Source organism: Kribbella sp. NPDC005582 (genome assembly GCF_040605415.1).
Classification (GTDB): Bacteria; Actinomycetota; Actinomycetes; order Propionibacteriales; family Kribbellaceae; genus Kribbella.
The window spans coordinates 228,004-249,602 of the sequence record NZ_JBEXCU010000001.1; the positions used below are offsets into that span (position 1 = coordinate 228,004).

A 21,599-nucleotide genomic window follows, 5' to 3' on the forward strand; every position below is an offset into this window, starting at 1 on the left:
AAGGCGACTTTATGAGTACTACGTCCGTTTCGGGGGCGGCAGACCTGATCGCGGGTCTGCCGGCCGACTTCCGGTGGGGTGTCGCGACCTCGTCGTACCAGATCGAAGGCGCGATCGCCGAGGACGGCCGGACGCCGTCGATCTGGGACACCTTCTGCCGGGTCCCGGGCGCTATCGACAACGGCGACGTCGGCGACATCGCCTGCGACCACTACCACCGGATGCCCGAAGACGTTGCCCTGATCAAGAGCCTCGGCTTCGACACCTACCGGTTCTCGGTGGCGTGGCCGCGGGTGCAGCCGGGCGGCAAGGGGCCGGTCAACCCGGCCGGTCTGGGGTTCTACGACAAGCTCGTCGACGAACTACTTGCTCAGGGCATCGACCCGTGGGTGACGCTGTACCACTGGGACCTGCCGCAGGAGCTCGAGGACGCGGGCGGCTGGCCGAACCGGGACACGGCGTACCGGTTCGCGGAGTACTCGATGCTGGTGTTCGACGCGCTGAAGGACCGGGTCAACACCTGGACCACGCTGAACGAGCCGTGGTGTTCGGCGATGCTCGGCTACGCCTACGGCCTGCACGCACCGGGTCGCAAGGAGTACCCGGCCGCGATCGCCGCCGTCCACCACCTGCTGCTCGGCCACGGGCTTGCCACGACCGCCATGCGCGAGGCCTCACCGCGCAAGTTGGACATCGGCATCACGCTCAACGTGGCGACGGCGTACCCGGCCAGCGACGCCGAGCCGGACACCGAGGCCGCGCGCCGCGCCGACGGCATGGGCCGCCGGATCTACCTCGACCCGCTGGTGCACGGCCGCTACCCGGCCGACATCGTCGCGGACCTGGCGCTGGAAGGCGTCGAGATCCCGGTCCAGGACGGGGACATCGAGCTGATCTCGGCGCCGATCGACGTACTGGGCGTGAACTACTACTTCAGCCAGAAGTTCACCGGGTACGCCGAGGACGGCAGCACGACCGACGAGAAGGGCCTGCCGATCAGCCGGACCGTCCCGCTCGGCCGGCCGAAGACCGCGATGGACTGGGAGATCGTCCCCGAGGGCTTCACCGACCTGCTGCTCAGCATCGCCCGGGACTACCCGAACCTGCCGATGGTGATCACCGAGAACGGCTCCGCCTTCGAGGACACCCCGGACGAGAACGGGTTCGTCGCCGACGACGGCCGCACCGAGTACTTCACCACCCACCTGGCGGCCGTCGCCGACGCGATCAACCAGGGCGCCGACATCCGCGGCTACCTGGCCTGGTCGCTGATGGACAACTTCGAGTGGGCGTACGGCTACGTCAAGCGGTTCGGCATCGTCCGGGTCGACTACGACACGCAGGCCCGGATCCCGAAGCAGAGCGCGCTCTATCTGAAGAGCGTGGCCGAAGCTCACCGCAACAGGTAGTCGTACCCCCGTTCCGGGGTAGCGCGGTCGCTACCCCGGACACGGTCAGCGGTCGAAGGCCGGATCGGTCACCAGATCCATGATCAGTCCTCTGGGGATCGCTCCTGCGGGCGCCTTCTTCCCGTCGTACAGCACGCGCACCGCCGCCAGGTCACCGTCCGGCTGCTTGTACGTCGCGCCCATCACGAACTTCGGCCCGCCTTGATAGGTCCGCGCACCTTCGTGGTACTCGACAACCTTGCCGCTGTGATGCACTTCAGTGCACGACGGTACCGAGAGTTGCGCCTTGCATTCGCTGGCGAGGATCGAGGCGTCGGCCGAGATCTCGACGGTTGCGGTGACCGCGCCCTTGCTCCACTTGTCGGAGACGTACAGCTCGCCCGGCCGGTCCTCGAGGTACTCGCGGGTCAGTCTGCCACCGATCTTCGCGAGCACGACAGCCTCGGCCTGCGCCGGCGTCGGCGCGAAGTCCTTCAGCTTGGCCTCGTCGGCCTGCTGGGCTGCGCTCAGCGGCGGCAGGTTCAGCGCCGGGTCCGTGGCGAACGCGAACAGCTGCTCATTGGTGACCGCCATGTCCGCGGACGCGATCGTGGTGTTGTTGCGGAAGACCGGATCGACTCCTACGTACACGAACTCGCCGTCCGGCTGCAGGTAGCTGAACTCGATCATCCGGCCCTGGCGGCCGAGCATCGCCGGGCGTCCGTTCGGCAGGGTCACCGACTGGCATTTCACGGGCTTGCTCTCGAACTGGGAGAACGAACCGCAGGTGCTGTCCGCGGCCTTCGCCGACCGGCTGAGCTCGATCAGGAACATGCCCTGGCCCTTGTCGCCCTTGGTGTTCCAGCCCACCTTGCGCTGGGTGCCGTGGCGCCCGATGGTGGTGTCGATGTCGAACGGTCCGGTGGTGAAGTTCAGGTGCTTCTTCTGCGGGTCGAAGTGCTTGAACATCAAGCCCTTCATCAGTTTGTCGAAGTCGACCGGCTTCGACGGCGCCGGCGCCTGCTGCGTGGCGATCGGCACCTGCAGCTGCGCGGGGTCCTTCAGTACGCCGTTCACCCCGATCATGGCCACGGCCACCGCGCCGGCCGCGACCACCGCCGTACCGGCGGCCAGAAACCGCCGACGGCGAAGACGGCGACGGCCGGCGGCCAGGTCGTCGGCGACCGCCCGCGGCAGCAGGTCGTCCTGCGCGGCGGCGGCATCGGTCAGGCGCTCAAGGAGCAACTGCTCGTCGATCATCGGTGTCCTCCTACAGCCCGAAACTGGGCACTCAGCAAGTCGTTCAGTCGGGCGAGGGCACGCGCACTCTGGCTCTTCACCGTGCCGGTGCCGCAGTTGAGGTCGGTCGCGGTCTCGTCGACCGACAGCCCGACGAAGTAGCGCAGGATCACCACCCGGCGCTGCCCGAGCGGCAGACTCGCCAGCGCCTCGATCAGCACCCGGCGGTCCTCGACCGCGAGCCCCTCCGCGGCGGCCGGGTCCAGACCGTCCAGCCCGGACTCCTCCCGGCGCCACGGCCGGCGGCTCTCGTCGATCCCGGAGTTCACCAGGATCCGCCGTACATAGGCGTCGATATTGCCTTCGCGCTGCACCCGGTGCCAGGCGACGTACAGCTTCAGCAACGCCGTCTGGACCAGGTCCTCCGCCTTGTGCACGTCGCCACACAGCAGGTAGGCGATCCGGCGCAGCTGAGTACGCCGCTGAGCGACGTACTCGCTGAACTCCTCGTCCCGCGTTCTCCGCACCATCCGTTGTTTCCCCTCGCCGATTCCGTCACCGATGAGTACGGAGCTTGAGGGGCAACGGTTGTCAGCCCTTTTGCGTCACCCGGTCGAGGGGCGCCGGGGTCAGGGTCCCGTGCGCCCGGAGGTAGGTGGCGAAGGCTTCGTGATCAGTGTCGGTGCGGATGGGGTCGCTGTAGGAAGTCTTGAACGCTGTGTAACCGTCGGCGCCGATCACGGTGTAGGCGAGCGCGGCGACGCGGTAGGTCTTCGCGGGGTCCAGTGGCTTTCCGTCAATAGCCAGCTCCACCCGATCTCCCACCGCGCGGCTGGTGTCGAAGGTGTAGGAGGCGTTCTTGGAGACGGCCAGCGGCGCGAACTTGTCGCCTTGCCACTGCTGCTCGAACACGGCATCCAGTTCGGCGCCGGTCAGGCTGACGGTGAGGATCGGGTTGCCGTAGCCGTAGGCCTCCCACGACTCTCCCAGTAGGACCCGACCGTCGGCATCACCCGGCTTGTTGCTGTTGGCCACCAGCAGGTCGCCCCGCAGCGCCGTGGATCCGGTCGCCGGTTTTGCCGCGATCAGGCCGAGGTCAGCTTGGGTGTAGCGACGTGCCGTCCACAGGTGCACATCCGCCGCCAGGTCCGCCATCGTGCTCTCGCCGACCGCGTTCGGGGTGCGGGTGAAGTCACCGGTCACGGTCGCCACCGGTTCGGCGTACTTGCGCTGTCCTGCGGCCGCCCAGTAGTCGACGATCTTCTGGAGTTGCGGATCCGGTACGACGTCGCGCGTCACCGCGTGGTTGGCCGACGTGGTGCGGTCGCGCAGAACTTCACCGGTCCGGCGGTCGAGCTGCAGGTTGATCTCACTGATCAGCCGGCCGTGATTCGCCGCCTCGACGACCGGCCGCGGGTTGCCGTCCGGGTCGGGGATGCTGCAGTTGAACGCCGCATGCCAGTGCCCGGTGACGATCGCGTCGATCTGCGGAGTCACCTTGCGCGCGAGGTCGATCGCCGGACCGGTCGGATTGACGCAGTCGTCGTACGTCGGCGAGGCGTCGGTGCCGCCGTCGTGCATGTTCAGCACGATCGCCTTCACTCCTCTGCGGGTCAGCTCGGCGGCCGCCCGGTTCGCGGACTCGACCGGGTCGAGCGCCTTCAGCTCCGGCTGGTACGACGTACTGCCGACCGGCGTGTCCGGAACGGTCAGCCCGATGAAGCCGACCGGGAAGGTGCGGCCGTGGTCGCGCACCCAGCGGATCGTGTACGGCGCGACGATCGGCCGGCCCTTCGCGTCGACGATGTTCGCCGACTGGAACTCGAAGTCGGCCCCGTGGAAGCGGCGGCCGGTGGAGTCGGTGAAGCAGCTGTCGACGCCGGGCGTCCCGAAGCACTTGCCCTTGGTCATGTGGTCGACCAGGAAGCTCTTCGACACGTCCAGCTCGTGATTGCCGACGCTGGAGAACTCGATGCCGAACGCGTTCAGCGCCTCGATCGTCGGCTCGTCCGCGTGCACGTCGACCTCGAACGGCCACCCGGAGAAATTGTCGCCGTCGGAGAACAGGATCGAGTTGCGGTGGCCGGCCCGGATCGTCTTCAGATGCGTCGCCAGGTACGCCGCGCCACCGACCACCTGGGTTCCTTGCGGCCCGGCGATCGTGCCGCCGTCGGCTGGCGAGGGCGGCCGTAGGTAGCCGTGGAAATCGGTGATCGAGACCAGCTGAACAGGGACGGTTTCAGGCGTGGTCGCAGCCTCTCCGGCCATCGCGGTTCCACTGCTCAACCCCACCCCGGCCAGTGCCACAGTCGCGAGTGCTTTGCGCATTTCTGCCTCCATCGCGGCATTTGCGAGCGGTTTCCCACATGAGAGTGCCCGAAACCGGCCGAGATGTCACTACCAAACGATCAATCGGTAAACTCCGAAAGAATCCACCCATAACAGCGCTCTCCCCAGTGACACCGCTGATCTGATCCAATGACCAGGTGGTGGCCGGTGGTCCCGCGAAGCCTCCGGCCATCACCCTGCCGACACCACTCACCCGCTGGAGCAGGCCATGATCCCCAGCCCCGTGTCGACCACGCCCGGCGAAGGCGTCTTCGTGCTCACCGCAGGCACTCCGCTCACCCCCGACTCTGCCCTCACCGCCGGCACTCCGCTCACGGTCGGCTCCCCCGAGCTGGCCCCCGTCGCAGCCCAGTTCGCCACCGACCTCCGACTGGATTCTGCCCTGGCCCTCCTACTTCCGGCCGGTGCGAGCTCAGCCGACGCGGTCTCCTCGGCCGCCTCAGGTGGGATTCACATAACCTTCGGCGCAGACGGACTGGACGACGTACCGGCCGTCGCCGGCGTTCGCGCCGACGGCGCGGAGGTCGACGAACGCTACGGACTAGAGGTGAGCTCCACCGGCATCCGAGTCTGGAGCCCGACCACCGAAGGCGTGTTCCGTGGCCTCACCACGCTCCGGCAGCTGATCGCCGTACACGGTGCGAACATCCCGTGCCAGCGCATCATCGACGGACCGCGGTTCGCATGGCGCGGGTTGTCGTTCGACGTCGTCCGGACCTTCCACCCGCCGGAGACGGTACGCCGCGTGATCGACATGTGCTCGCTCTACAAGCTCAACGTCCTGCACCTGCATCTCACCGACGACCAAGGCTGGCGCTTCGAGGTCCCCAACCGCCCCGAACTCATCAAGTTCGGCTCACTCGGCGCGATGGCCGACCGCCCCGGCGGTTACTACTCCCCGCTGGAACTCGCCGAGCTCAACCGGTACGCCGAGGAACGGTTCGTCACCCTGGTCCCGGAGATCGACTTCCCCGGCCACACCGGCGCGGTCTCCCGCGCGTACCCCGAACTCACCACCGAGCTCCCCGGCATCCCGTTGCCCGACGGCGGCCACCTCGAGTTTCACTCCCTCGATCCGGCCGATCCGGCGGTCTGGACCTTCGTCGAGGACGTCGTGGACGCGGTGGTCCCGCAGTTCCCGCGCTCGGCGTACCTGCACATCGGCGGTGACGAAGCCTGGGGCATGTCCGACGAAGCGCACGCCACCTTCGTACGCCGTGCCGCGGAACTCGTCCGGGACAAGGGCAAGCGGGTCGTCGGCTGGCAGGAGATCGCCCGCGCCGACGTGGACCCGGCCGACGTCACGCAGTACTGGCTGGACGTCCAGGACATCGACGCGATCTCCGAGCGGCCCGAGGTCCCGGAGTTCCTGATCGAACACCTCGGCAAGGCCAGGCACGACGTACCGAAGGCCCTGGAACGCGGCGGCAAACTCCTCGTCTCCGCCACCACGTACTTGTATTTCGACCGCCCCCACGCCGCCGAGTCCGCCGACCCCGAGCAAGAGGAAACCCGAGCCCGCGTCGGCCTCCGCGCCTACCCGCCGGCCACGATCCACGACGGCATCGACTGGGACCCGGTCGCCAACACCCCCGGCGTCACCTCCGACGACCAGCTGGCCGGCGTCGAAGCCGCCGTCTGGTGCGAAACAGTCACCAGCCGCGACGACCTGGAGTTCCTGCTCCTCCCCCGCCTCCCCGGCGCCGCCGAAAAAGCCTGGTCCCACACCACGACCTGGCCCACCTACGCCACCCACCTAGCCGCGCAGTCCCCCCTCTGGACCCACCGAGGCTGGACCTACTTCAAGTCCTCGGAGATCGACTGGCTCTAGCTGACCTTGGGCACCCACCAACCATCCGCTGCGGCGTGAGGTGGCTGATGGGTGCCCAAAGTGAAGGTCAGCAGGTAGCTGTCGGGGCGGCCCAGTCGGCGCGGTCGTTGTAGCCGCCGTCGCCGGCGTCGCCGACGACGAGGTCCAGGACGCGGACGTTGGTCAGGTCGACGTCGAAGGGCTTCGGGGTGAAGCGATCGACGGTCCCGCTGTCGAACAGAACCTTGCCGTCACCAACGATCTGGAAGGTCGACGTGCCGCCGTCCGGACCGACGTTGCTGACGACGTCGTCGATTCCGACGGTGCCGTTCAGGCGGGTGCAGGCCTTGCCCAGGTAGTAGCGGACCAGCGACGGCGAGGCGACACCGATACCGGTCGGGTACGTCGTTCCGGTCAGCTTGATGGGGTTGCCGCCGCCGACGCTTTCGTCGATGGCCGGTGTCATCCAGCCGCTGGTCGCGGTGATCCACTGGTGATGCGACAGCGGGACCGTACCCTTCGGCGGCACGGGCGCGACCACGACCGGCGACAATACGGTCGTCAGCCGCTGGGCGCCGTACCCGATCGCGTCGTACGACGTCGTTGCGGTCAAGCTCGCCGTACCGGGCGCTGCGCTGAGCGGTAGCTTGATCGTGAACGCGAAGGTCGCTTGCTTGCCACTGGCAATCAACAATGGAGCCTTCGTCAACGACTTCACGGTCCACCCGGTGCCACCGGCCACGGTCACGGCCGGCTGCAGCACCGGGAGCAGACCATCGTTCCGAACAGCGACCTGGACAGTCAGTTCGTCGCCACCGGCAACCACCGGCGCCGCGCCTTCAGGCTGAATGTCGGTTCCGACCTTCGTCACCTGCGGGATCCCCGCCGTCACGTGCGACGCACCCGGCAATCCGGTAGCCGGCGAGACCCGGAAGAGCGCCGTACCGTGCGCCGGGACGGCCGCGCTGATCGTGCCCGCGCTCTCGGTCACCTTGTTCGTCCAGGCGTTCTTCAGCGTGAACCGCGCACCGCTCAGCCCAACCGCCTTGGCCGTCGTGGTGATCGTCCGAGCGCTGTCGCCACGGTTCAGCAGCACGACCGCGCGACTTCCATCGGCCAACTGCTTCACCCACGTCTCCGTCGTACCGGCCGCACCGGCCCGAACCGCCTGGACCGCGGCCTTGTCCTGATTGATCGCCAGTACGTCGGGATCGGTGAGCATCGAGATCGTGGTCGCGCTCAGCTTCCGTACGTCGCTGCCCACCACCAGCGGCGCGGCAGCGACGGCCCACAGCGTCAGCTGCGAACGGAACTCCTCATCCGACATGCCCAACTCCGGAGCCAGGTAGTCCGGGTCGCCGAACGCGCCCGGCCGCACAACCTCCGGGTGCCGCGCGTTCGCGTCGTAGTTCCGCAGGACGTCCTTGAACTTGATGTCGCCCTGGAAGCCGACATCGGTGTAGGTCCGCCAAGACTGTGCAATGTCGGGTGCGTACGACCACGAGTTGATCGACTGCTGCGACTCGGGGTAGTTGCCCCAGTCCGGCGAGGTCACCGGGTTGCAGAGGTTGAAGATCATCGGGCGGTGGCTCGCGTTGTTCCGCAGAGCCTGGGCGAACTCGGTGAAGACCGTCTTCGGGTCGAGGTTCGCCGCGATCCCGCACAGGTAGTCGACCTTGACCGCGTCGAAGCCCCACGCGGCGAACTGGTCGGCGTCGCGCTGGTAGTAGCCGCCGCTGCCGAGTCCGCACTTGCCCGGGATGTACGGACCGGCGTCGGTGTAGATGCCGGCCTTGAGCCCCTTGCTGTGGATGTAGTCGACCAGCGGCTTCAGCCCGTTCGGGAACTTCGCCGGGTTGGCGACCAGGTCGCCCGCGTCACTGCGCGACTGGTCGGCCTGCCAGCCGCCGTCGAGCCAGACGATGTCGTAGCCGGCTTTGGCCAGCCCGCGGCTGACCAGCGAGTCGGCGACCGACTTGATCGTGTCCTCGGTGAAGTCGCCGCCGAGACCGTAGTAGGTGTTCCAGCCCTGGTACGGCGTCGGGCTGAGGACCGGTGCTGTTGCCTGAGCCGCAACAGCCGGGGCCGTCGTGGTGGTCGCGAACGCGCCGGCCACCAGTGCCGCCGCGATCACCCCACCGAAAAATCGCCTCATCTTTGTCCCTTCGATTCAGCAGTCGACTGCTTCGATGACCAGACACTGCGAGTCGGCGTCCCCGAAGGCGACACCGACCTGCAGCAGGTAGCTGCCCGGGAGAGTCTCGGACCCCACCCGGTAGTTCTTGGCCGGGTCCAGCCCGGCCAATGGGACCCGCCGCGGCCGGGTCGGCAGCGTTCCCGTCTCCCACAGGAACACCACGGAACGGCTCGTACCGACGTACTGGATGCCGTCCTGCAGGCCGTAGACCGTGCCGTTGACGACCAGGTCGCGGATGTCCTTGTACTGCTCGATGTGGCGCGCTGCGGTCTTCAACTGGTCGTCGGTCCAGCGCGACAGGTCGGCGCCGATCCCCAGTACGCCGGCCATCGCCACATGGAAGCGGAAGTCGAGCGAGCGCTCGCGGTCGTCATGAGTGCCCTCGGCGTCGGTCACCCAGGAGCTCATTAGATGCGGTGCGAACCCGGTCCGGAATCCCTGCTGGATCCTGAGCCGATCCAGCGGAGCCGTGTTGTCGCTCGGCCATAAGGTGTCGACACGTTGAGCCATCCCCAGATCGACCCGGGCGCCGCCACCGGCGCAGCCTTCGACGGTCACCTTGGGATGCTCGACACGCAGCCGATCGAGGATCGCGTACAAGTTGTTCACCACGCGACCGTCCAGATCCCGCCGCTGATCGCCGCTGTCCAACCGCGGCCGGTTAGCGTCCCACTTCAGGTACGTGATGTCGTACGTCGACAGCAACCGATCGAGCGTCTGCCAGACGAACTCGGCGACGTCGTCGCGGCTGAGATCCAGCAACAGTTGGTTTCGGATCAGCACCGGCTCCCGGTTCGGCGTCCGCAGAATCCATTCCGGGTGCTCGGCCGCCAAGCGCGATCGTGGGTTCACCGACTCCGGCTCCACCCACAACCCGAAGTCGAGGCCCAGCTCCTTCAGCTGCCCGATGAACGTGTCGAGCCCCTGCGGGAACTTGGCCGGATCGACCTCCCAGTCGCCCAGCCCGCCGGCGTCGTCAGTCCGGCCGATGAACCAGCCGTCGTCGACCACGAAGGTCTCGACGCCGATCCCTGCGGCTTTCTTGGCCAGCTCCAGCTGGTGCTCGGCCCGGATGTCGAACTCGGTCGCGAACCACGAGTTGTAAAGCACCTTCGGCGTACGCCGCCTGGACCGCGCCCGCTCGTACTCGTGGAACACCCGCGCCAGCCCGTCCGCGCCCTCCGCGCTACAAGCTCCGACTGCCTTCGGCGACGTCCACGTCTCCCCCGGCTGCAGTCGTAGCCCCTGACTCGACGAGGTGCGACCGGCCTGGATCCGGACCGTCCCCGTGGTGTCCGCATCCGCGGTCAGCTCCCACGATCCGCTCCACGCCAGCTGTACGCCGTACCCGCCGACAGCCAGGAACGGTGAGTACGAATGCCCGGTGATCCCTTGCGCGCTGTTGACGGTGAACCGACCACGCTCAAGCGTCAGCTCAGCCTGCTGAAACTCGCTATTCCACTCGCCCCACAGGTACTTGACGGTCTTGCCGGTCGGAACGGTGAACCCAGCCGAGTCGTGCCGATGCAACGTGAGAACGTCGTCCCCGTCGTTGCGAACAGCAACCCACCGCTCCACCGCATCACCCTCGATCCGGTAGTGGAGGGAGAGACGCACACCCCGAACCGCATCGGCGAACACCAGCTCCAGCTCCGCCAGCCCCTCCGCGCCGCCGGCTCCACCCGCTGTCTCACGGGCTTCCACGAACACGGGACGGAGCTCGTCCACTCCGTCGGGTCCACTCACCACCAGGTCCACGGGTGCGGTGTACCGCACTCCGCGGACGGCGTACTCGAGCGGCTCGACGTCTGCCCGTGGGAGGAAGTGTTCGGTGCCGGTCGAGGGACCGCCTGTGACCGGATGCGGGCCCCAGGCAACCAGCTGGGCCCACTCGCCATGGTCCGGTACGCCGACGACGTACGAGGTGGTTGCTCCGCGCAACGTCCAGGTCTTCACTTGACGGCTCCGATCGCCAACCCGCCGACGAAGTGCTTCTGGAACCGCAGGAACACCGCCACAGTCGGCACTGCGGCGATCACGGTGCCAGCGGCAATGACGTTCCACGATGACACGAACAGACCCTGCAGACCCAGCAACGCGGGCGTGACCGGCATCTTCTCGCCGGAGCGGATGACCGTGATCGACCACAGCAGGTCGTTGAAGATCCACGTGAACGACAGCGCGCCAAGCGCCGCGAGAGCCGGCCGTGTCAGCGGCAGGATCACGCTCAGGTAGATCTTCCCCGGCCCGGCTCCGTCGATCGTCGCGGCCTCCTGGATCTCCCGCGGCAAGTCCCTCATGAACCCGTGCAGCACGAATGTGTAGAACCCGAGCCCGAACCCCACATGCACAGCGATCAACGCGATCAGCGTGTCGTAGTACCCGATCAGTTCCACGAATCGCGAGATCGGGATCAGCAGGATCTGCGGCGGCAGCAGGTTGCCCATCAACATCAGCAGCAACACCGTCCGCCGGAACGGGATGTTGTAGCGCGCCAGCCCGTACGCCGCGATCGACGCCAGCCCGAGACTCAGCAGCACGGCAGGAATCGTCACCAGCAGACTGTTGACCAGGGCCCGGAACTCGTCCGCGTCCTGCCAAGCCTGCTTGTACGTCGAGAACGTGAACGAGTGCGGTAACGATCCGAGCCCGTTCGCCGCGACATCGTCGAAGCTCCGGAACGAGATCACGACCACCCACAGGATCGGCGCGACCCAGAGGAACGAGACCACGCTCATCGCGACGTGGTAGCCCACGCGCTTGATCATGCTTCCTCCCGGAAGGCGCGAATCAGGTAGCCGAGGATGACGGCCAGGGCGAGGATGAAGATGACCACGGCGATCGCCGACGCGTAGCCGAGCTGCGTGGACTGGAACGCGGTCGAGTACATGTAGGTGCTGAGCAGCTCCGACGAGTGGTACGGACCGCCCTTCGTCATCGACCAGACGATGTCGAACGATCGCAGCGAGTCGATCACGATCACCGACAGCACGACCGAGTTGACGCCCTTCAGCTGCGGGATCGTCACGTACAGCGTCCGCTGCCAAGCCGATGCACCGTCCATCTTCGCCGCCTCGTACAGCGCCGGATCGACGGCCTTCAGCCCGGCCAGATACAGCACCATCACATACCCGATCTGCCGCCAGAGCGCCGGCAGGATCACGGCGTACAAGGCGGTGTCGGGATCGGCCAGCCACGGCCGGATGAAGTCACCGAGCCCCACCCCGCGCAGGATCGAGTCGACCAGGCCGTCCGGCTGGTAGAAGACCCGCCAGATCAGCGCGGTCACCACCAGCGAGAAGACGACCGGCGTGAACAGAGCGGCCCGGTAGATCCCCACCCCACGGCGTTCCCGCTGCAACAGCAACGCCATCCCGAATCCACCGGCCACGCTCAGTCCACCGAACAGCACCAGCCAGATGGCCGTGTTCTTCAACGCTGTCCGGAAGATCGGGTCCGACACCATGTCGCGGAAGTTGCCGAAGCCAACAAACGTCGGCGCTGACAACCCGTCCCACTTGGTCAACGCCAGCCAGAACCCCTGCAAGGCAGGCCAGAACACCCACACCGCCTCAACCACGAACGGCACAAAGACAAACGCCAGAATGAGCGGCGAGACCCGGTGCAGCCGCCGCGTGGACGTCATGCTCACGCCTTGAAGACCTTCTCGGCTGCGGCCTGCCAGTCCTTGAGGATCTTGTCGATCTGGTCCGGCTTGTCGAGGAACTTGGTCAGCGCGGCGTCCGCGGTCGGCTGCAACGCGTCGCTGGAGTCGCGGTTGAAGAACTGAGTGAGCTCGGCGGCGCTCTCGATCATCGCCTTGCCCTTCTTCACCAGCGGGGTGTCCGCGGACTTGCCGTCCGGGTTCGCGGGGATCGCCGTACCGGAGGAGCTCTGGACGTAGATCTCCTGGGCCTCGGCCGTGGCCAGCCAGGTCATGAACTTCTTCACGCCTTCAGGGTCCTTGGCCTTCTTCGAGGCGAAGTAGCCGTCGGTCGGCGCCTCTTCGGCGACCGGCACCGCCGGGTCGATGATCGGGAACTGGAAGAAGTCGATGTCGTCCAGCGCGTCCTTGGGCGCGGAGTCCGCGAAGAAGGTGCCGATCAGGAACATGCCGGTCTTGCCGCCGAGCAGCGCGGAGGTCGCCTCCTGGAACGGGAACGACTTGCCCTTCGGGTCGAAGTACGGCAGCGCCTCTTGCCACTTCGTGAAGACGGCCTTGACCTTGGGGTCGTCGAAGCGGCCGCGGCCGGCCAGCAGGTCGCGGTGGAACGGCGCCCCGTTGATCCGGATGTTCAGGTAGTCGAACCAGGCCGAGGCCACCCACGGGGTGTCGCCGAGCCCGATACCGATCGGCGGGACGCCCTTGCTCTGGATGGTCTTGCAGACCGCGAGGAACTCGTCCCAGGTCTTCGGCGGGGTCACACCCCACTTCTCGAAGTTCGACTTCCGGTAGAACATGCCCCACCAGTAGTAGCTGGTCGGCACGAAGATCTTCTCGCCGGTGCTGCTGGTCGAGAGCGTCTGCATCGCCTTCGGGTAGTTGCCCAGGCCCTCCCACACGCTCGACACGTCGAGCAGCAGGCCCTTCTTCGCATACGAGTCCGCGACCGATCCGGCGTACCAGGTGTAGACGTCCGGCGGGTTCGCACTCGTCAGGTACGTCGGCAGCTGGGTGCGGTAGATCTCGGCCGCGACCGTGTTGAGCTTGACCTGCGCGCCGCCAGTTTTGTTGTAGGCGGCAACCAACTTCTCCATCGCGCCCTTGGCCTGCTCGGCGGACAGGTTGGACTGCAGCGACAGCTCACCAGTTGCTCCGCTGCTCGCGCCGCTGCCCGGACTCGACGCTGTGGTCGCACAGCCGGGCACCAGCGTGGCCGCGCCGAGCAGCCCGAGTCCCTTGAGGAAAGTACGTCGATCTGCTGCCAGACCCGTCATGCCTGAACTCCTGAGATCTGCTCGGCCGGCGTGCCAGTCGAGGGAGTGGTGTGTTGCCGACGATCTTGCGGCGAGCGATCCCAGGTGTCAATATTAATTCGTAAATTACGAGCAAATCGCTTGACGTGATCAGCCGGTCACGATCAACTGATGCCTCGTTCATCGTTGGAGGAGCTCCGCCCACGTGCTTGGCTGGGAGCTGACTTCGGAGGAGGCAACGCGTGCGGCTGGCTGGGCGGGTGATCGTGGTGACCGGGGCCGCGTCGGGGATCGGCGCGGCCTGCGCCGAGCGCGCCCTGGCCGAGGGCGCCGCAGTGGTGCAGGTCGACCTCCATCCCTCACGGGAGATCGCGGGCAAGGCGCTCAGCGTCGTCGGTGACGTCACGTCACCCGACACCTGGGCGGAGGTGGTGTCCCGCGGTCGCGACGAGCTCGGGCCGATCGACGGATTCGTCAGCAACGCCTACATCTCCGATGTCCGGCCGGCCCACGAGATGACGCCGGCGTCCTGGCAACGGCAGCTCGACGTGAACCTGAGCGCCGCCTTCCTCGGCTTCCGCGCCCTGTACGACGACCTCGCGGCGCGCGAAGGTTCCGTCGTACTGGTGTCGTCGGTGCATGCATTGGCGGGGATCCCGGGGCATGCTGCTTATGCGGCGAGCAAAGGCGCGCTGGTGGCACTCGCGCGGCAGTTGGGTGTCGAGTACGGCGGTTCGATCCGGGTGAACTCGGTGTTGCCGGGACCGATCAAGACCGCCGCGTGGGACCGGTACGGACCGGAGGACCTGGAGCGGAGCGCTCGCGCGACCGCGGCAGGCAGACTCGGGCAACCGGATGAGGTGGCGCAGGTGGTGGCGTTCCTGCTGTCGGCGGAGGCGTCGTACGTCACCGCGGCGAGCATTGTGGTCGACGGCGGCTGGTCCGCCGCCAAGGACTCGGCATGAGGGAGAGCAGTGTGGCGGGAATCCAGCGGGGACTGCACGGTCAGATCGTGGAGGTGATGGCGCAGCGCATCCTGTCCGGGACGATCCCGGAGGGCGCGACCATCAACGTGCCCGATCTGCAGGCCGACCTGGGGGTCAGCCTGACCGCGGTCCGGGAGGCGCTGAAGGTGCTGACCGCCAAGGGACTGGTCGACGCGCGGCAGAAGCGCGGCACGTTCGTCCGGCCGCGGACGGACTGGAACCTGCTCGACCCGGACATGATCCGCTGGCACTTCAGCGACTCCGACGTCCGGCCGGAGCTGCTCGAGGAGCTGCACGAGGTTCGCGGAATCGTCGAGCCGGCCGCGGCTCGGTTGGCCGCGGTGCGCGCCCAGGACTCACATCTCGAGGCGCTGGACGCAGCCATGGCGGCGATGGAGTCGGCCACCGACGACCGGGCGGCCGTAGCCTCGGACCTCGCGTTCCACCGCGCCTTGCTGGCCGCGACCGGGAACGAACTGCTGACCAAGATGGAAGTGATCATGGAGACCGGCCTGGCCGATCGCGACCGGCTGGTCCACAAGGTGAAGCCGTCGGACGACCCATTGCCGAGCCACCGCCGAGTACTGGAAGCGATTCGCGCTCACGACCCGGCTGCCGCTGAACAAGCGATGAAGGAGCTGTTGGCCAAGGCTGCCGAGGACCTGCACGAGGTGCGTGGGTCGTGAAGATCGAACGCATCGAGACGTTCTTGGTTCCCCCGCGCTGGCTGTTCTGCCGGATCGAGACCAGCGACGGTGTCGTCGGCTGGGGCGAACCGGTCGTCGAGGGTCGCGCCGAGGTCGTGCGGACGGCGATCGACGTACTGTCGGAGTACCTGATCGGCCAGGACCCGCTGCAGATCGAGCGCCACTGGCAGACGCTCACCAAGGGCGGCTTCTACCGCGGCGGGCCTGTTTTGAGCAGCGCTGTTGCCGGACTCGATCACGCACTGTGGGACATCGCCGGCAAGGTGTACGACGCTCCTGTCGCGGCACTGCTCGGTGGACGGGTCCGGGACCGAGCCCGCGTTTACGCGTGGGTCGGCGGCGATGAGCCGGCCGAGGTTGCCGATCAGGTCGCCGAGCAGGTCGCGGCCGGGATGACCGCGGTGAAGATGAACGCCAGCGGCCGCATCCTGCCGTCCCCATCGCTTGCCGAGATCAACGACATCGTGGCCCGGCTGACCGCAGCCCGTTCCGCGCTCGGTGACACCCTTGACGTCGCGATCGACCTGCACGGCCGCGTCGGCGTCGCCGGTGCCCGCCGCATCCTGCACGCAGTCGAAGGCCTGCACCCGCTCTTCGTCGAAGAGCCCGTGCTGCCCGAGCACATGCTGCACCTCGCCGACGTCGTCAGCAGCTCCACCGTCCCAGTCGCTCTAGGCGAACGCCTCTACCACCGCTCCGAGTTCGTCGCTCCCCTGAACGCCGGCGTCGCCGTCGTCCAGCCCGACGTCTCCCACGCCGGCGGCATCTCCGAACTCCGCCGCATCGCCTCTCTCGCCGACACCCACGGCGCGATGCTCGCCCCGCACTGCCCTCTCGGCCCCATCTCCCTGGCCGCCAGCCTCCAGGTCTCCTTCGCCACCCCCAACTTCCTCATCCAGGAACAAAGCCGAGGCATCCACTACAACCTCACCAGCGACCTGACGTCGTACGTCGTCGACCCCGCCCCCTTCACCTGGGTCAACGGCCACGCCACGTACAACCCTCTCCCCGGCCTGGGCATCACCGTCGACGAAGCCGCGGTCCGTGCCGCCGACAAAACCGGCCACACCTGGCGAAACCCGGTCTGGACCCAAGAAGACGGCACCTTCGCCGAATGGTGAGGATCGATGCGGCTGATGGCGGGCGGTGGACCTCACTGTGGTTGGCCGACCGCGAATGGTTGTGGGACGGGCCTGGTCTGGTGGACGGACCGCGGACGGGACACACGGCGTTCACGGATGCGGGTGGTGTCGATGAATGCTTCCCCACTGTTCGCGGTACGCCGGATCACGGTGGGCTTTGGAACCAGCCATGGGCCGATACAGTTGCTTATGACAACACTGTGCTAACCCGCAGCTTCACCAGCGGGGAAGATTGCGTCACGGTTGACTACCACCTGACCGCGCCACCGGCGTACCGGTTCATCTGGGCGGCTCACGCCTTGCTGGACTGCGCGGTCGGCGCCACCATTGCCGCGGATCCGAGTGAGTGCCGCCTTTACCCCGAAGCGGCCCCACTGCTCGACGCCTGGCCGACCAACGCGCCCTGGGTCACCGCGCCCTGGCCGGCCCTCGGCCTCGACACCTATGGTTCAACTGACGGTACGGCGGTCGGCGCGATCCTGGTCGATTGCCCGACCACGACCGTGCGCGACGGCGGCACCGAACTCACCACCCACCTCAGTTGCCCCGGGCAACCAGTCTCCACGGCGCTCTGGCGCAACCTCGGCGGGTTTCCGGCCAACGCGCCGTACCGGAGTCTGGGCGTCGAACCGATGCTCGGCCGCGTCTTCGACCTGGCCGAAGCCGGCCCCGGCGACGCGGCCGTCGTACCGGCGAGTGGTGAGCTGGCCTGGCGGCTGACCATCTCCGCCAGGCCGGTGTGATGTCAGCCGAGCGGCAGATCCAGTACGACGTTCGGCACCGTCGTGCTGTTGGTCGTGCGGATGCTGCCGATCTCGGCCGCGGTCAGCGCCCGCTTGTAGATCCGCACCTCGTCCATCGCGCCGTTGAAGTGATGCGCGCCGTCGAGCCGCTGCCCGACGTACATCTTGAACGGCCGGCCCGGACTGACCGAACCCTCGGGCGACGCAACGGACGCGACCTGCGCCCCGTCGACCCAGATCGCCAGCGTCCCGGCCTTGCGTTGCAGTGCGACGTGATGCCAGGTGTTGTCGTTGTACGCCTTGGTCGTCGCCACGACCGCGGTCTTCCCACCCGTGGTGATCAACCCGCGGATGCGACTGTCGCCCGGCTCGGCCCGCAGCCAGAACTGCGAGTATTCGTTGATGTTGTAGCCCCAGAAGATCGCCTGGTTCGCCGTACCGGGGCCGTACTTGATCCACGCCATGGCCGTGAAGTCACCGGCACCGACCGCGAGCGACTCCGCGAACGGCAACTGGATCGCGTCATCGGTCCCATCGAGGTCCCGCGCCTGACCGAACTTCCCCGCGACCGACGTCGTACCGCCGCGCAGGTAGCTGTGGTTGCCCAGCCCGGACACGTCCGGCGTGGTCGTCCCGAGCGGCGCATCCGGGTGGCCGATGTCGTTCTCGGTGAATCGCGCGAACCGGATCTGGTCCCGCGCATCAACCGCACCGGCCTCGTACAGCAAGCCGATCTCACCGGTATCCAGGACGGCCATGTCCGAGTAGCCGGACCAGTCACTGGTGATTCGGGTGCCTTCGGCAACGGACTGCCAGGTCTTGCCCTCGTCGAAGCTGGACCGGATCGTCATGTACCGCCGCCGGTCCGGATCCGCCGGTGCGGCGAGCAAGATCCGGTTGTACTTGTCGCCCTGATCGACCGCCCGCAGCCGTTGCACCGAGCTCTGCACCGTCGGGGTTACCAGCCCATCGACAGTCTTGTACGGCGCCGTGTACGTCTCGCCGCCGTCGTTGCTGACTGCGGTCATCCGATTCACGCCGGGACCGCCGGCGTTGTTGCGCGCTATCGCCAGGATGCCACCGTCGACCTTCTCGACGACGCTGATCTCCTGCGGCACTTGGCCGTCGATGCGGAGATCGGTCGCACCCTTCTGCCAGGTCACGCCCTTGTTGTCGCTGTAGACGAGCTGCGCCGCATCCTGGTTGTTGACGTCATAGTTGGTCCCAGCAACCATTCGGCCGGCATGCGCGCCACGCGTGAGCTGGATGCCGTGCATCGGCCCGGTCGCGTACCAGCTCCACGTCGGATCATCGATCTGCGCGCCGATGTTGGTCGCCTTGCTCCACGTGTGCCCGTCGTCCGTGCTGGTCTGCACGTACGGCGTCCGCGGGCGACTCGTCGTACCGGGGTCCATCGTGGTCAGCAGCACGATGTCGCCCGTCTCCTGGTCGACGATCGGCACCGGATTGCCGCGGGTGGCGACCGCGTTCGGATCCGCGTCCGTGCCGGACAGCACGGTTTCGGCCTCCGACCAGGTCCGGCCGTCGTCGTCGGAGCGCTTCACGACCAGGTCGATCTCCTGCGAGTCGGCGCACCACGTACGCCGCGCCTCGGCGAACGCCAGCAGCGCGCCCGTCTTGGTCTTCACTATGGCGGGGATCCGGTAGCAGCCGTAGCCGCCGTCCCCCTTGTTGAACAGCACCGTCTGCGTGATCGCAGCAGGCTGATTGTCGGCTTCGGCAGTCAGCGGCACGGCCGGCAACAGCAGGCCGAGCGCGAGCAGCAGTGGAAGGCGTGTGGGCATGGGCGGATGCCTCCAAATGAACGGAAAGTAAACAACCTCACGGGTTGCTCTCGCAGTAATTTAGCTTCTTTCAGCGCTTCCCACCAGCGAACATCAGACGTCCTATGTCTTCCGGAGGATTCATGGACCTGCTAGCCGAACTGCGTCACCGGAAGATCCTCGCGATCATCCGCGCCGACTCCCCCGAGCGCGCCGTCGCCTGCGTCGACACCCTCGTCGAAGCCGGCATCACCGCCCTCGAGATCTCCCTCACCACGCCGGGCGCTCTGGAGGCTATCGCCGTCGCGCGTGCCGCTCACAACCCCACCATCCTGATCGGCGCCGGCACCGTCCTCACCCCCACCCAAGCCGACGAGGTCGCCGCCGCCGGCGCCACCTTCGTCGTCACCCCCGCCATCACCCAAGGCGCCCACCGAGCCGTCGACCTCGGCCTCCCGTTGCTCTGCGGGGCGTTGACGCCCACCGAGGTCGTAGCAGCCCTCGACCTAGGAGCCACCGCCATCAAAATCTTCCCCGCCAAAGTCCACGGCCCCTCCTACCTCCGCGAACTAGCCGCACCTCTCCCCCACGCCCCCCTGATCGCCGTAGGCGGCGTGGACGCTGCATCCGCCCCGGAATACCTGGCCGCCGGCGCTGTCGCGGTCGGCGTAGGCTCCCCCCTCCTAGGCGACGCCGGCACCGGCGGTTCCCTCGAGGCGTTAGCCGACCGAGCCGCCACCTTCCGCACGACACTCACCCTCTAACCCACCCTCACCACCCCCGCACCCCGCACCCCCGCACCTCGCACTCGCAACCACCGCACCTCACGCCCCACCGCATCCCGCACGTCGTAGTTCGCACCCAAAGACAGGCTCCCGCACCTTTGTGCACGAACCCCGACCTTGAGCACCCACCAACCACTCCAGCACCCACAAAACGGTTGGTGGGTACCCAAAGACGCACCTCGCACCCACCACCACCGCATCCCGCTCCCCGGCCCCCGCACCTCGCACTTCGCACTTCGCACTTCGCACTTCGCACTTCGCACTTCGCACCCAAAGACAAGCCCACCCACCTTTGTGCACCAACCACGACTCTGAGCACCCACCAACCACCCCAGCACCCACAAAACGGTTGGTGGATACCCAAAGACGCACCTCGTGCCCAAAGACACGACGACCCACCGTTGTGCGCAAGATGAGGTCGTGGGATCGGCGGCTCCCCCGGTACGACGCATCCCGCACGCACGTCACCCGACCTACCCCCGCACGCACGCCCCCTCGACCTACCCCGCACGCACGCCGCTGGACCTAACCTCGGAGTACCGCGATGACCGACCTGCTCACCATCGGCGAGACGATGGTTTCCCTCCGGACACGGCGCGCGATGCGCCTCGGCGGCGACGCGCGGCTGTCGATCGCCGGCTCCGAAACGAACGTCGCGATCGGTCTCGCCCGCCTCGGGCACACTGCCACCTGGTTAGGTGCTGTAGGCAACGACGAACCCGGCCGCCTGATCGAGCGCACGCTCCGTGCCGAGGCCGTCGACACCTCGCGCATGCGGTTCTCCGACACGGACTTCACCGGGTTCATCGCCTTCGACCAGCCGTCGCACGACATCACGCGGGTCAGCTACCACCGCCGCGGTTCCGCCGGTTCCACCGTCACTGCAGACGAATGCCTAGCAGCGTTGGAGGCAGTCCAACCGCGACTGCTCCACGTCACCGGCATCACCCCGGCGCTCTCCGATACCGCACGCGCCGCGACGCTGGCCGTCGTACGGGCTGCTGCGGCGAACGGCGTACAGGTCTCGCTGGATGTGAACTACCGCGCCCGCCTCTGGTCGCGCGCGGAAGCCACCGCCATCCGCGAGCTTCTCCCGCACGTGCACACCGTCTTCGCCTCCGACGACGAACTCGACCTCCTCACCGACGCCGAGGACCCGGTCGCCGACCTTATGCGGACCGCCACGGAAGTAGTCGTCACCGCCGGCGGCAACGGCGCCTGGTCCCACACCACAGCCGGCACCCTCCACAGCGCGGCACTCCCGGTCACCGTCGTCGACAGCATCGGCGCGGGCGACGCGTTCGTCTCCGGCTACCTCTCCGCCACCCTCGACAACCTCCCCGCGGAAGACCGCCTCACCCGAGCCACCACCTCAGGCGCCTTCTGCGTCACCGCCCTCGGCGACTGGGAGTCCCTCCCCACCCGCCAAGACCTCACCCTCCTCACCCACACCCAAGGCACCGCCCTCCGCTAACCCGGACCGCCCCCACTCACCAACCTCCGTGCCCACGCGCATTCCCCGCCTACGCAGGCTCATCCAACGGCCACGCAC

General features: G+C 67.5%; 17 protein-coding genes. 8 read left to right on the forward strand and 9 right to left on the reverse strand.

The window, feature by feature from the left end:
• The first annotated feature begins 11 nt into the window (after window positions 1-11).
• Window positions 12-1,409, forward strand: a complete 1,398-nt coding sequence (locus tag ABZS29_RS01100) for a GH1 family beta-glucosidase (protein WP_355457362.1) — start codon at window positions 12-14, stop codon at window positions 1,407-1,409.
• Window positions 1,410-1,454: 45 nt separating this feature from the next.
• Here ABZS29_RS01100 and ABZS29_RS01105 read toward each other — a convergent pair whose 3' ends face one another.
• From ABZS29_RS01105 to ABZS29_RS01115, 3 genes are all read right to left on the reverse strand, one after another.
• Window positions 1,455-2,648, reverse strand: a complete 1,194-nt coding sequence (locus tag ABZS29_RS01105; RefSeq protein ID WP_355457363.1) for a hypothetical protein — start codon at window positions 2,646-2,648, stop codon at window positions 1,455-1,457.
• Window positions 2,645-3,157: a SigE family RNA polymerase sigma factor gene (locus ABZS29_RS01110; protein WP_355457365.1), complete on the reverse strand. Its 513-nt coding sequence runs from the start codon at window positions 3,155-3,157 to the stop codon at window positions 2,645-2,647. The genes ABZS29_RS01105 and ABZS29_RS01110 overlap by 4 nt, the downstream gene beginning before the upstream one ends.
• 61 nt (window positions 3,158-3,218) lie before the next feature.
• Window positions 3,219-4,955, reverse strand: coding sequence for a bifunctional UDP-sugar hydrolase/5'-nucleotidase (locus ABZS29_RS01115; protein ID WP_355457366.1), 1,737 nt, complete (start codon window positions 4,953-4,955; stop codon window positions 3,219-3,221).
• Window positions 4,956-5,184: 229 nt separating this feature from the next.
• Between ABZS29_RS01115 and ABZS29_RS01120 the strand changes: the two genes are divergently transcribed.
• Entirely contained in the window at window positions 5,185-6,807 is a 1,623-nt protein-coding gene (locus ABZS29_RS01120) for a family 20 glycosylhydrolase (RefSeq protein WP_355457368.1), read from the forward strand.
• Between the two features lie 67 nt (window positions 6,808-6,874).
• On the opposite strand, the gene ABZS29_RS01125 is transcribed toward ABZS29_RS01120, so the two are convergent.
• The 5 genes from ABZS29_RS01125 to ABZS29_RS01145 are packed head-to-tail and all read right to left on the reverse strand — an operon-like array spanning window position 6,875 to window position 13,921.
• Window positions 6,875-8,941: an NPCBM/NEW2 domain-containing protein gene (locus tag ABZS29_RS01125; protein ID WP_355457369.1), complete on the reverse strand. Its 2,067-nt coding sequence runs from the start codon at window positions 8,939-8,941 to the stop codon at window positions 6,875-6,877.
• Between the two features lie 15 nt (window positions 8,942-8,956).
• On the reverse strand, window positions 8,957-10,939 hold the full coding sequence (locus ABZS29_RS01130; protein WP_355457371.1) for an alpha-galactosidase: 1,983 nt from the start codon (window positions 10,937-10,939) through the stop codon (window positions 8,957-8,959).
• Window positions 10,936-11,751, reverse strand: coding sequence for a carbohydrate ABC transporter permease (locus ABZS29_RS01135; protein WP_355457373.1), 816 nt, complete (start codon window positions 11,749-11,751; stop codon window positions 10,936-10,938). Before ABZS29_RS01135 ends, ABZS29_RS01130 begins: the two co-directional genes overlap by 4 nt.
• Entirely contained in the window at window positions 11,748-12,629 is an 882-nt protein-coding gene (locus ABZS29_RS01140) for a sugar ABC transporter permease (protein ID WP_355460806.1), read from the reverse strand. The genes ABZS29_RS01135 and ABZS29_RS01140 overlap by 4 nt, the downstream gene beginning before the upstream one ends.
• 2 nt (window positions 12,630-12,631) lie before the next feature.
• Window positions 12,632-13,921 (reverse strand): substrate-binding domain-containing protein, encoded by a 1,290-nt coding sequence (locus ABZS29_RS01145; protein ID WP_355457374.1) that lies wholly within the window; start codon window positions 13,919-13,921, stop codon window positions 12,632-12,634.
• Window positions 13,922-14,142: 221 nt separating this feature from the next.
• Between ABZS29_RS01145 and ABZS29_RS01150 the strand changes: the two genes are divergently transcribed.
• From ABZS29_RS01150 to ABZS29_RS01165, 4 genes are read left to right on the forward strand one after another with little or no spacing between them, the layout of a single operon-like run.
• Window positions 14,143-14,865, forward strand: a complete 723-nt coding sequence (locus ABZS29_RS01150; RefSeq protein WP_355457375.1) for an SDR family NAD(P)-dependent oxidoreductase — start codon at window positions 14,143-14,145, stop codon at window positions 14,863-14,865.
• The gene (locus ABZS29_RS01155; RefSeq protein ID WP_355457377.1) at window positions 14,862-15,572 is read left to right on the forward strand and encodes a FadR/GntR family transcriptional regulator; all 711 of its coding nucleotides are present in this window, start codon (window positions 14,862-14,864) and stop codon (window positions 15,570-15,572) included. Before ABZS29_RS01150 ends, ABZS29_RS01155 begins: the two co-directional genes overlap by 4 nt.
• The gene (gene dgoD / locus ABZS29_RS01160; RefSeq protein WP_355457378.1) at window positions 15,569-16,714 is read left to right on the forward strand and encodes a galactonate dehydratase; all 1,146 of its coding nucleotides are present in this window, start codon (window positions 15,569-15,571) and stop codon (window positions 16,712-16,714) included. The genes ABZS29_RS01155 and dgoD overlap by 4 nt, the downstream gene beginning before the upstream one ends.
• Complete coding sequence (locus ABZS29_RS01165) at window positions 16,708-17,478, forward strand: hypothetical protein (RefSeq protein WP_355457380.1); 771 nt, start codon at window positions 16,708-16,710, stop codon at window positions 17,476-17,478. Before dgoD ends, ABZS29_RS01165 begins: the two co-directional genes overlap by 7 nt.
• A 2-nt stretch (window positions 17,479-17,480) precedes the next feature.
• On the opposite strand, the gene ABZS29_RS01170 is transcribed toward ABZS29_RS01165, so the two are convergent.
• Window positions 17,481-19,283 carry a sialidase family protein gene (locus tag ABZS29_RS01170; protein ID WP_355457381.1) on the reverse strand — a complete coding sequence of 601 codons (1,803 nt, stop codon included), beginning with the start codon at window positions 19,281-19,283 and terminating at the stop codon, window positions 17,481-17,483.
• A 122-nt stretch (window positions 19,284-19,405) separates the two neighbouring features.
• Between ABZS29_RS01170 and ABZS29_RS01175 the strand changes: the two genes are divergently transcribed.
• Window positions 19,406-20,026 carry a bifunctional 4-hydroxy-2-oxoglutarate aldolase/2-dehydro-3-deoxy-phosphogluconate aldolase gene (locus ABZS29_RS01175; RefSeq protein WP_355457382.1) on the forward strand — a complete coding sequence of 207 codons (621 nt, stop codon included), beginning with the start codon at window positions 19,406-19,408 and terminating at the stop codon, window positions 20,024-20,026.
• Window positions 20,027-20,591: 565 nt separating this feature from the next.
• Entirely contained in the window at window positions 20,592-21,521 is a 930-nt protein-coding gene (locus ABZS29_RS01180; protein WP_355457383.1) for a sugar kinase, read from the forward strand.
• Window positions 21,522-21,599: the final 78 nt, after the last annotated feature.

Coding starts and splice junctions, on each gene's coding strand:
- ABZS29_RS01100 (WP_355457362.1), top strand. CDS start 12: ATGAGTACTACGTCCGTTTCGGGGGCGGCAGACCTGATCGCGGGTCTG.
- ABZS29_RS01105 (WP_355457363.1), bottom strand. CDS start 2,648: ATGATCGACGAGCAGTTGCTCCTTGAGCGCCTGACCGATGCCGCCGCC.
- ABZS29_RS01110 (WP_355457365.1), bottom strand. CDS start 3,157: ATGGTGCGGAGAACGCGGGACGAGGAGTTCAGCGAGTACGTCGCTCAG.
- ABZS29_RS01115 (WP_355457366.1), bottom strand. CDS start 4,955: ATGCGCAAAGCACTCGCGACTGTGGCACTGGCCGGGGTGGGGTTGAGC.
- ABZS29_RS01120 (WP_355457368.1), top strand. CDS start 5,185: ATGATCCCCAGCCCCGTGTCGACCACGCCCGGCGAAGGCGTCTTCGTG.
- ABZS29_RS01125 (WP_355457369.1), bottom strand. CDS start 8,941: ATGAGGCGATTTTTCGGTGGGGTGATCGCGGCGGCACTGGTGGCCGGC.
- ABZS29_RS01135 (WP_355457373.1), bottom strand. CDS start 11,751: ATGATCAAGCGCGTGGGCTACCACGTCGCGATGAGCGTGGTCTCGTTC.
- ABZS29_RS01140 (WP_355460806.1), bottom strand. CDS start 12,629: ATGACGTCCACGCGGCGGCTGCACCGGGTCTCGCCGCTCATTCTGGCG.
- ABZS29_RS01145 (WP_355457374.1), bottom strand. CDS start 13,921: ATGACGGGTCTGGCAGCAGATCGACGTACTTTCCTCAAGGGACTCGGG.
- ABZS29_RS01155 (WP_355457377.1), top strand. CDS start 14,862: ATGAGGGAGAGCAGTGTGGCGGGAATCCAGCGGGGACTGCACGGTCAG.
- ABZS29_RS01165 (WP_355457380.1), top strand. CDS start 16,708: ATGGTGAGGATCGATGCGGCTGATGGCGGGCGGTGGACCTCACTGTGG.
- ABZS29_RS01170 (WP_355457381.1), bottom strand. CDS start 19,283: ATGCCCACACGCCTTCCACTGCTGCTCGCGCTCGGCCTGCTGTTGCCG.
- ABZS29_RS01175 (WP_355457382.1), top strand. CDS start 19,406: ATGGACCTGCTAGCCGAACTGCGTCACCGGAAGATCCTCGCGATCATC.
- ABZS29_RS01180 (WP_355457383.1), top strand. CDS start 20,592: ATGACCGACCTGCTCACCATCGGCGAGACGATGGTTTCCCTCCGGACA.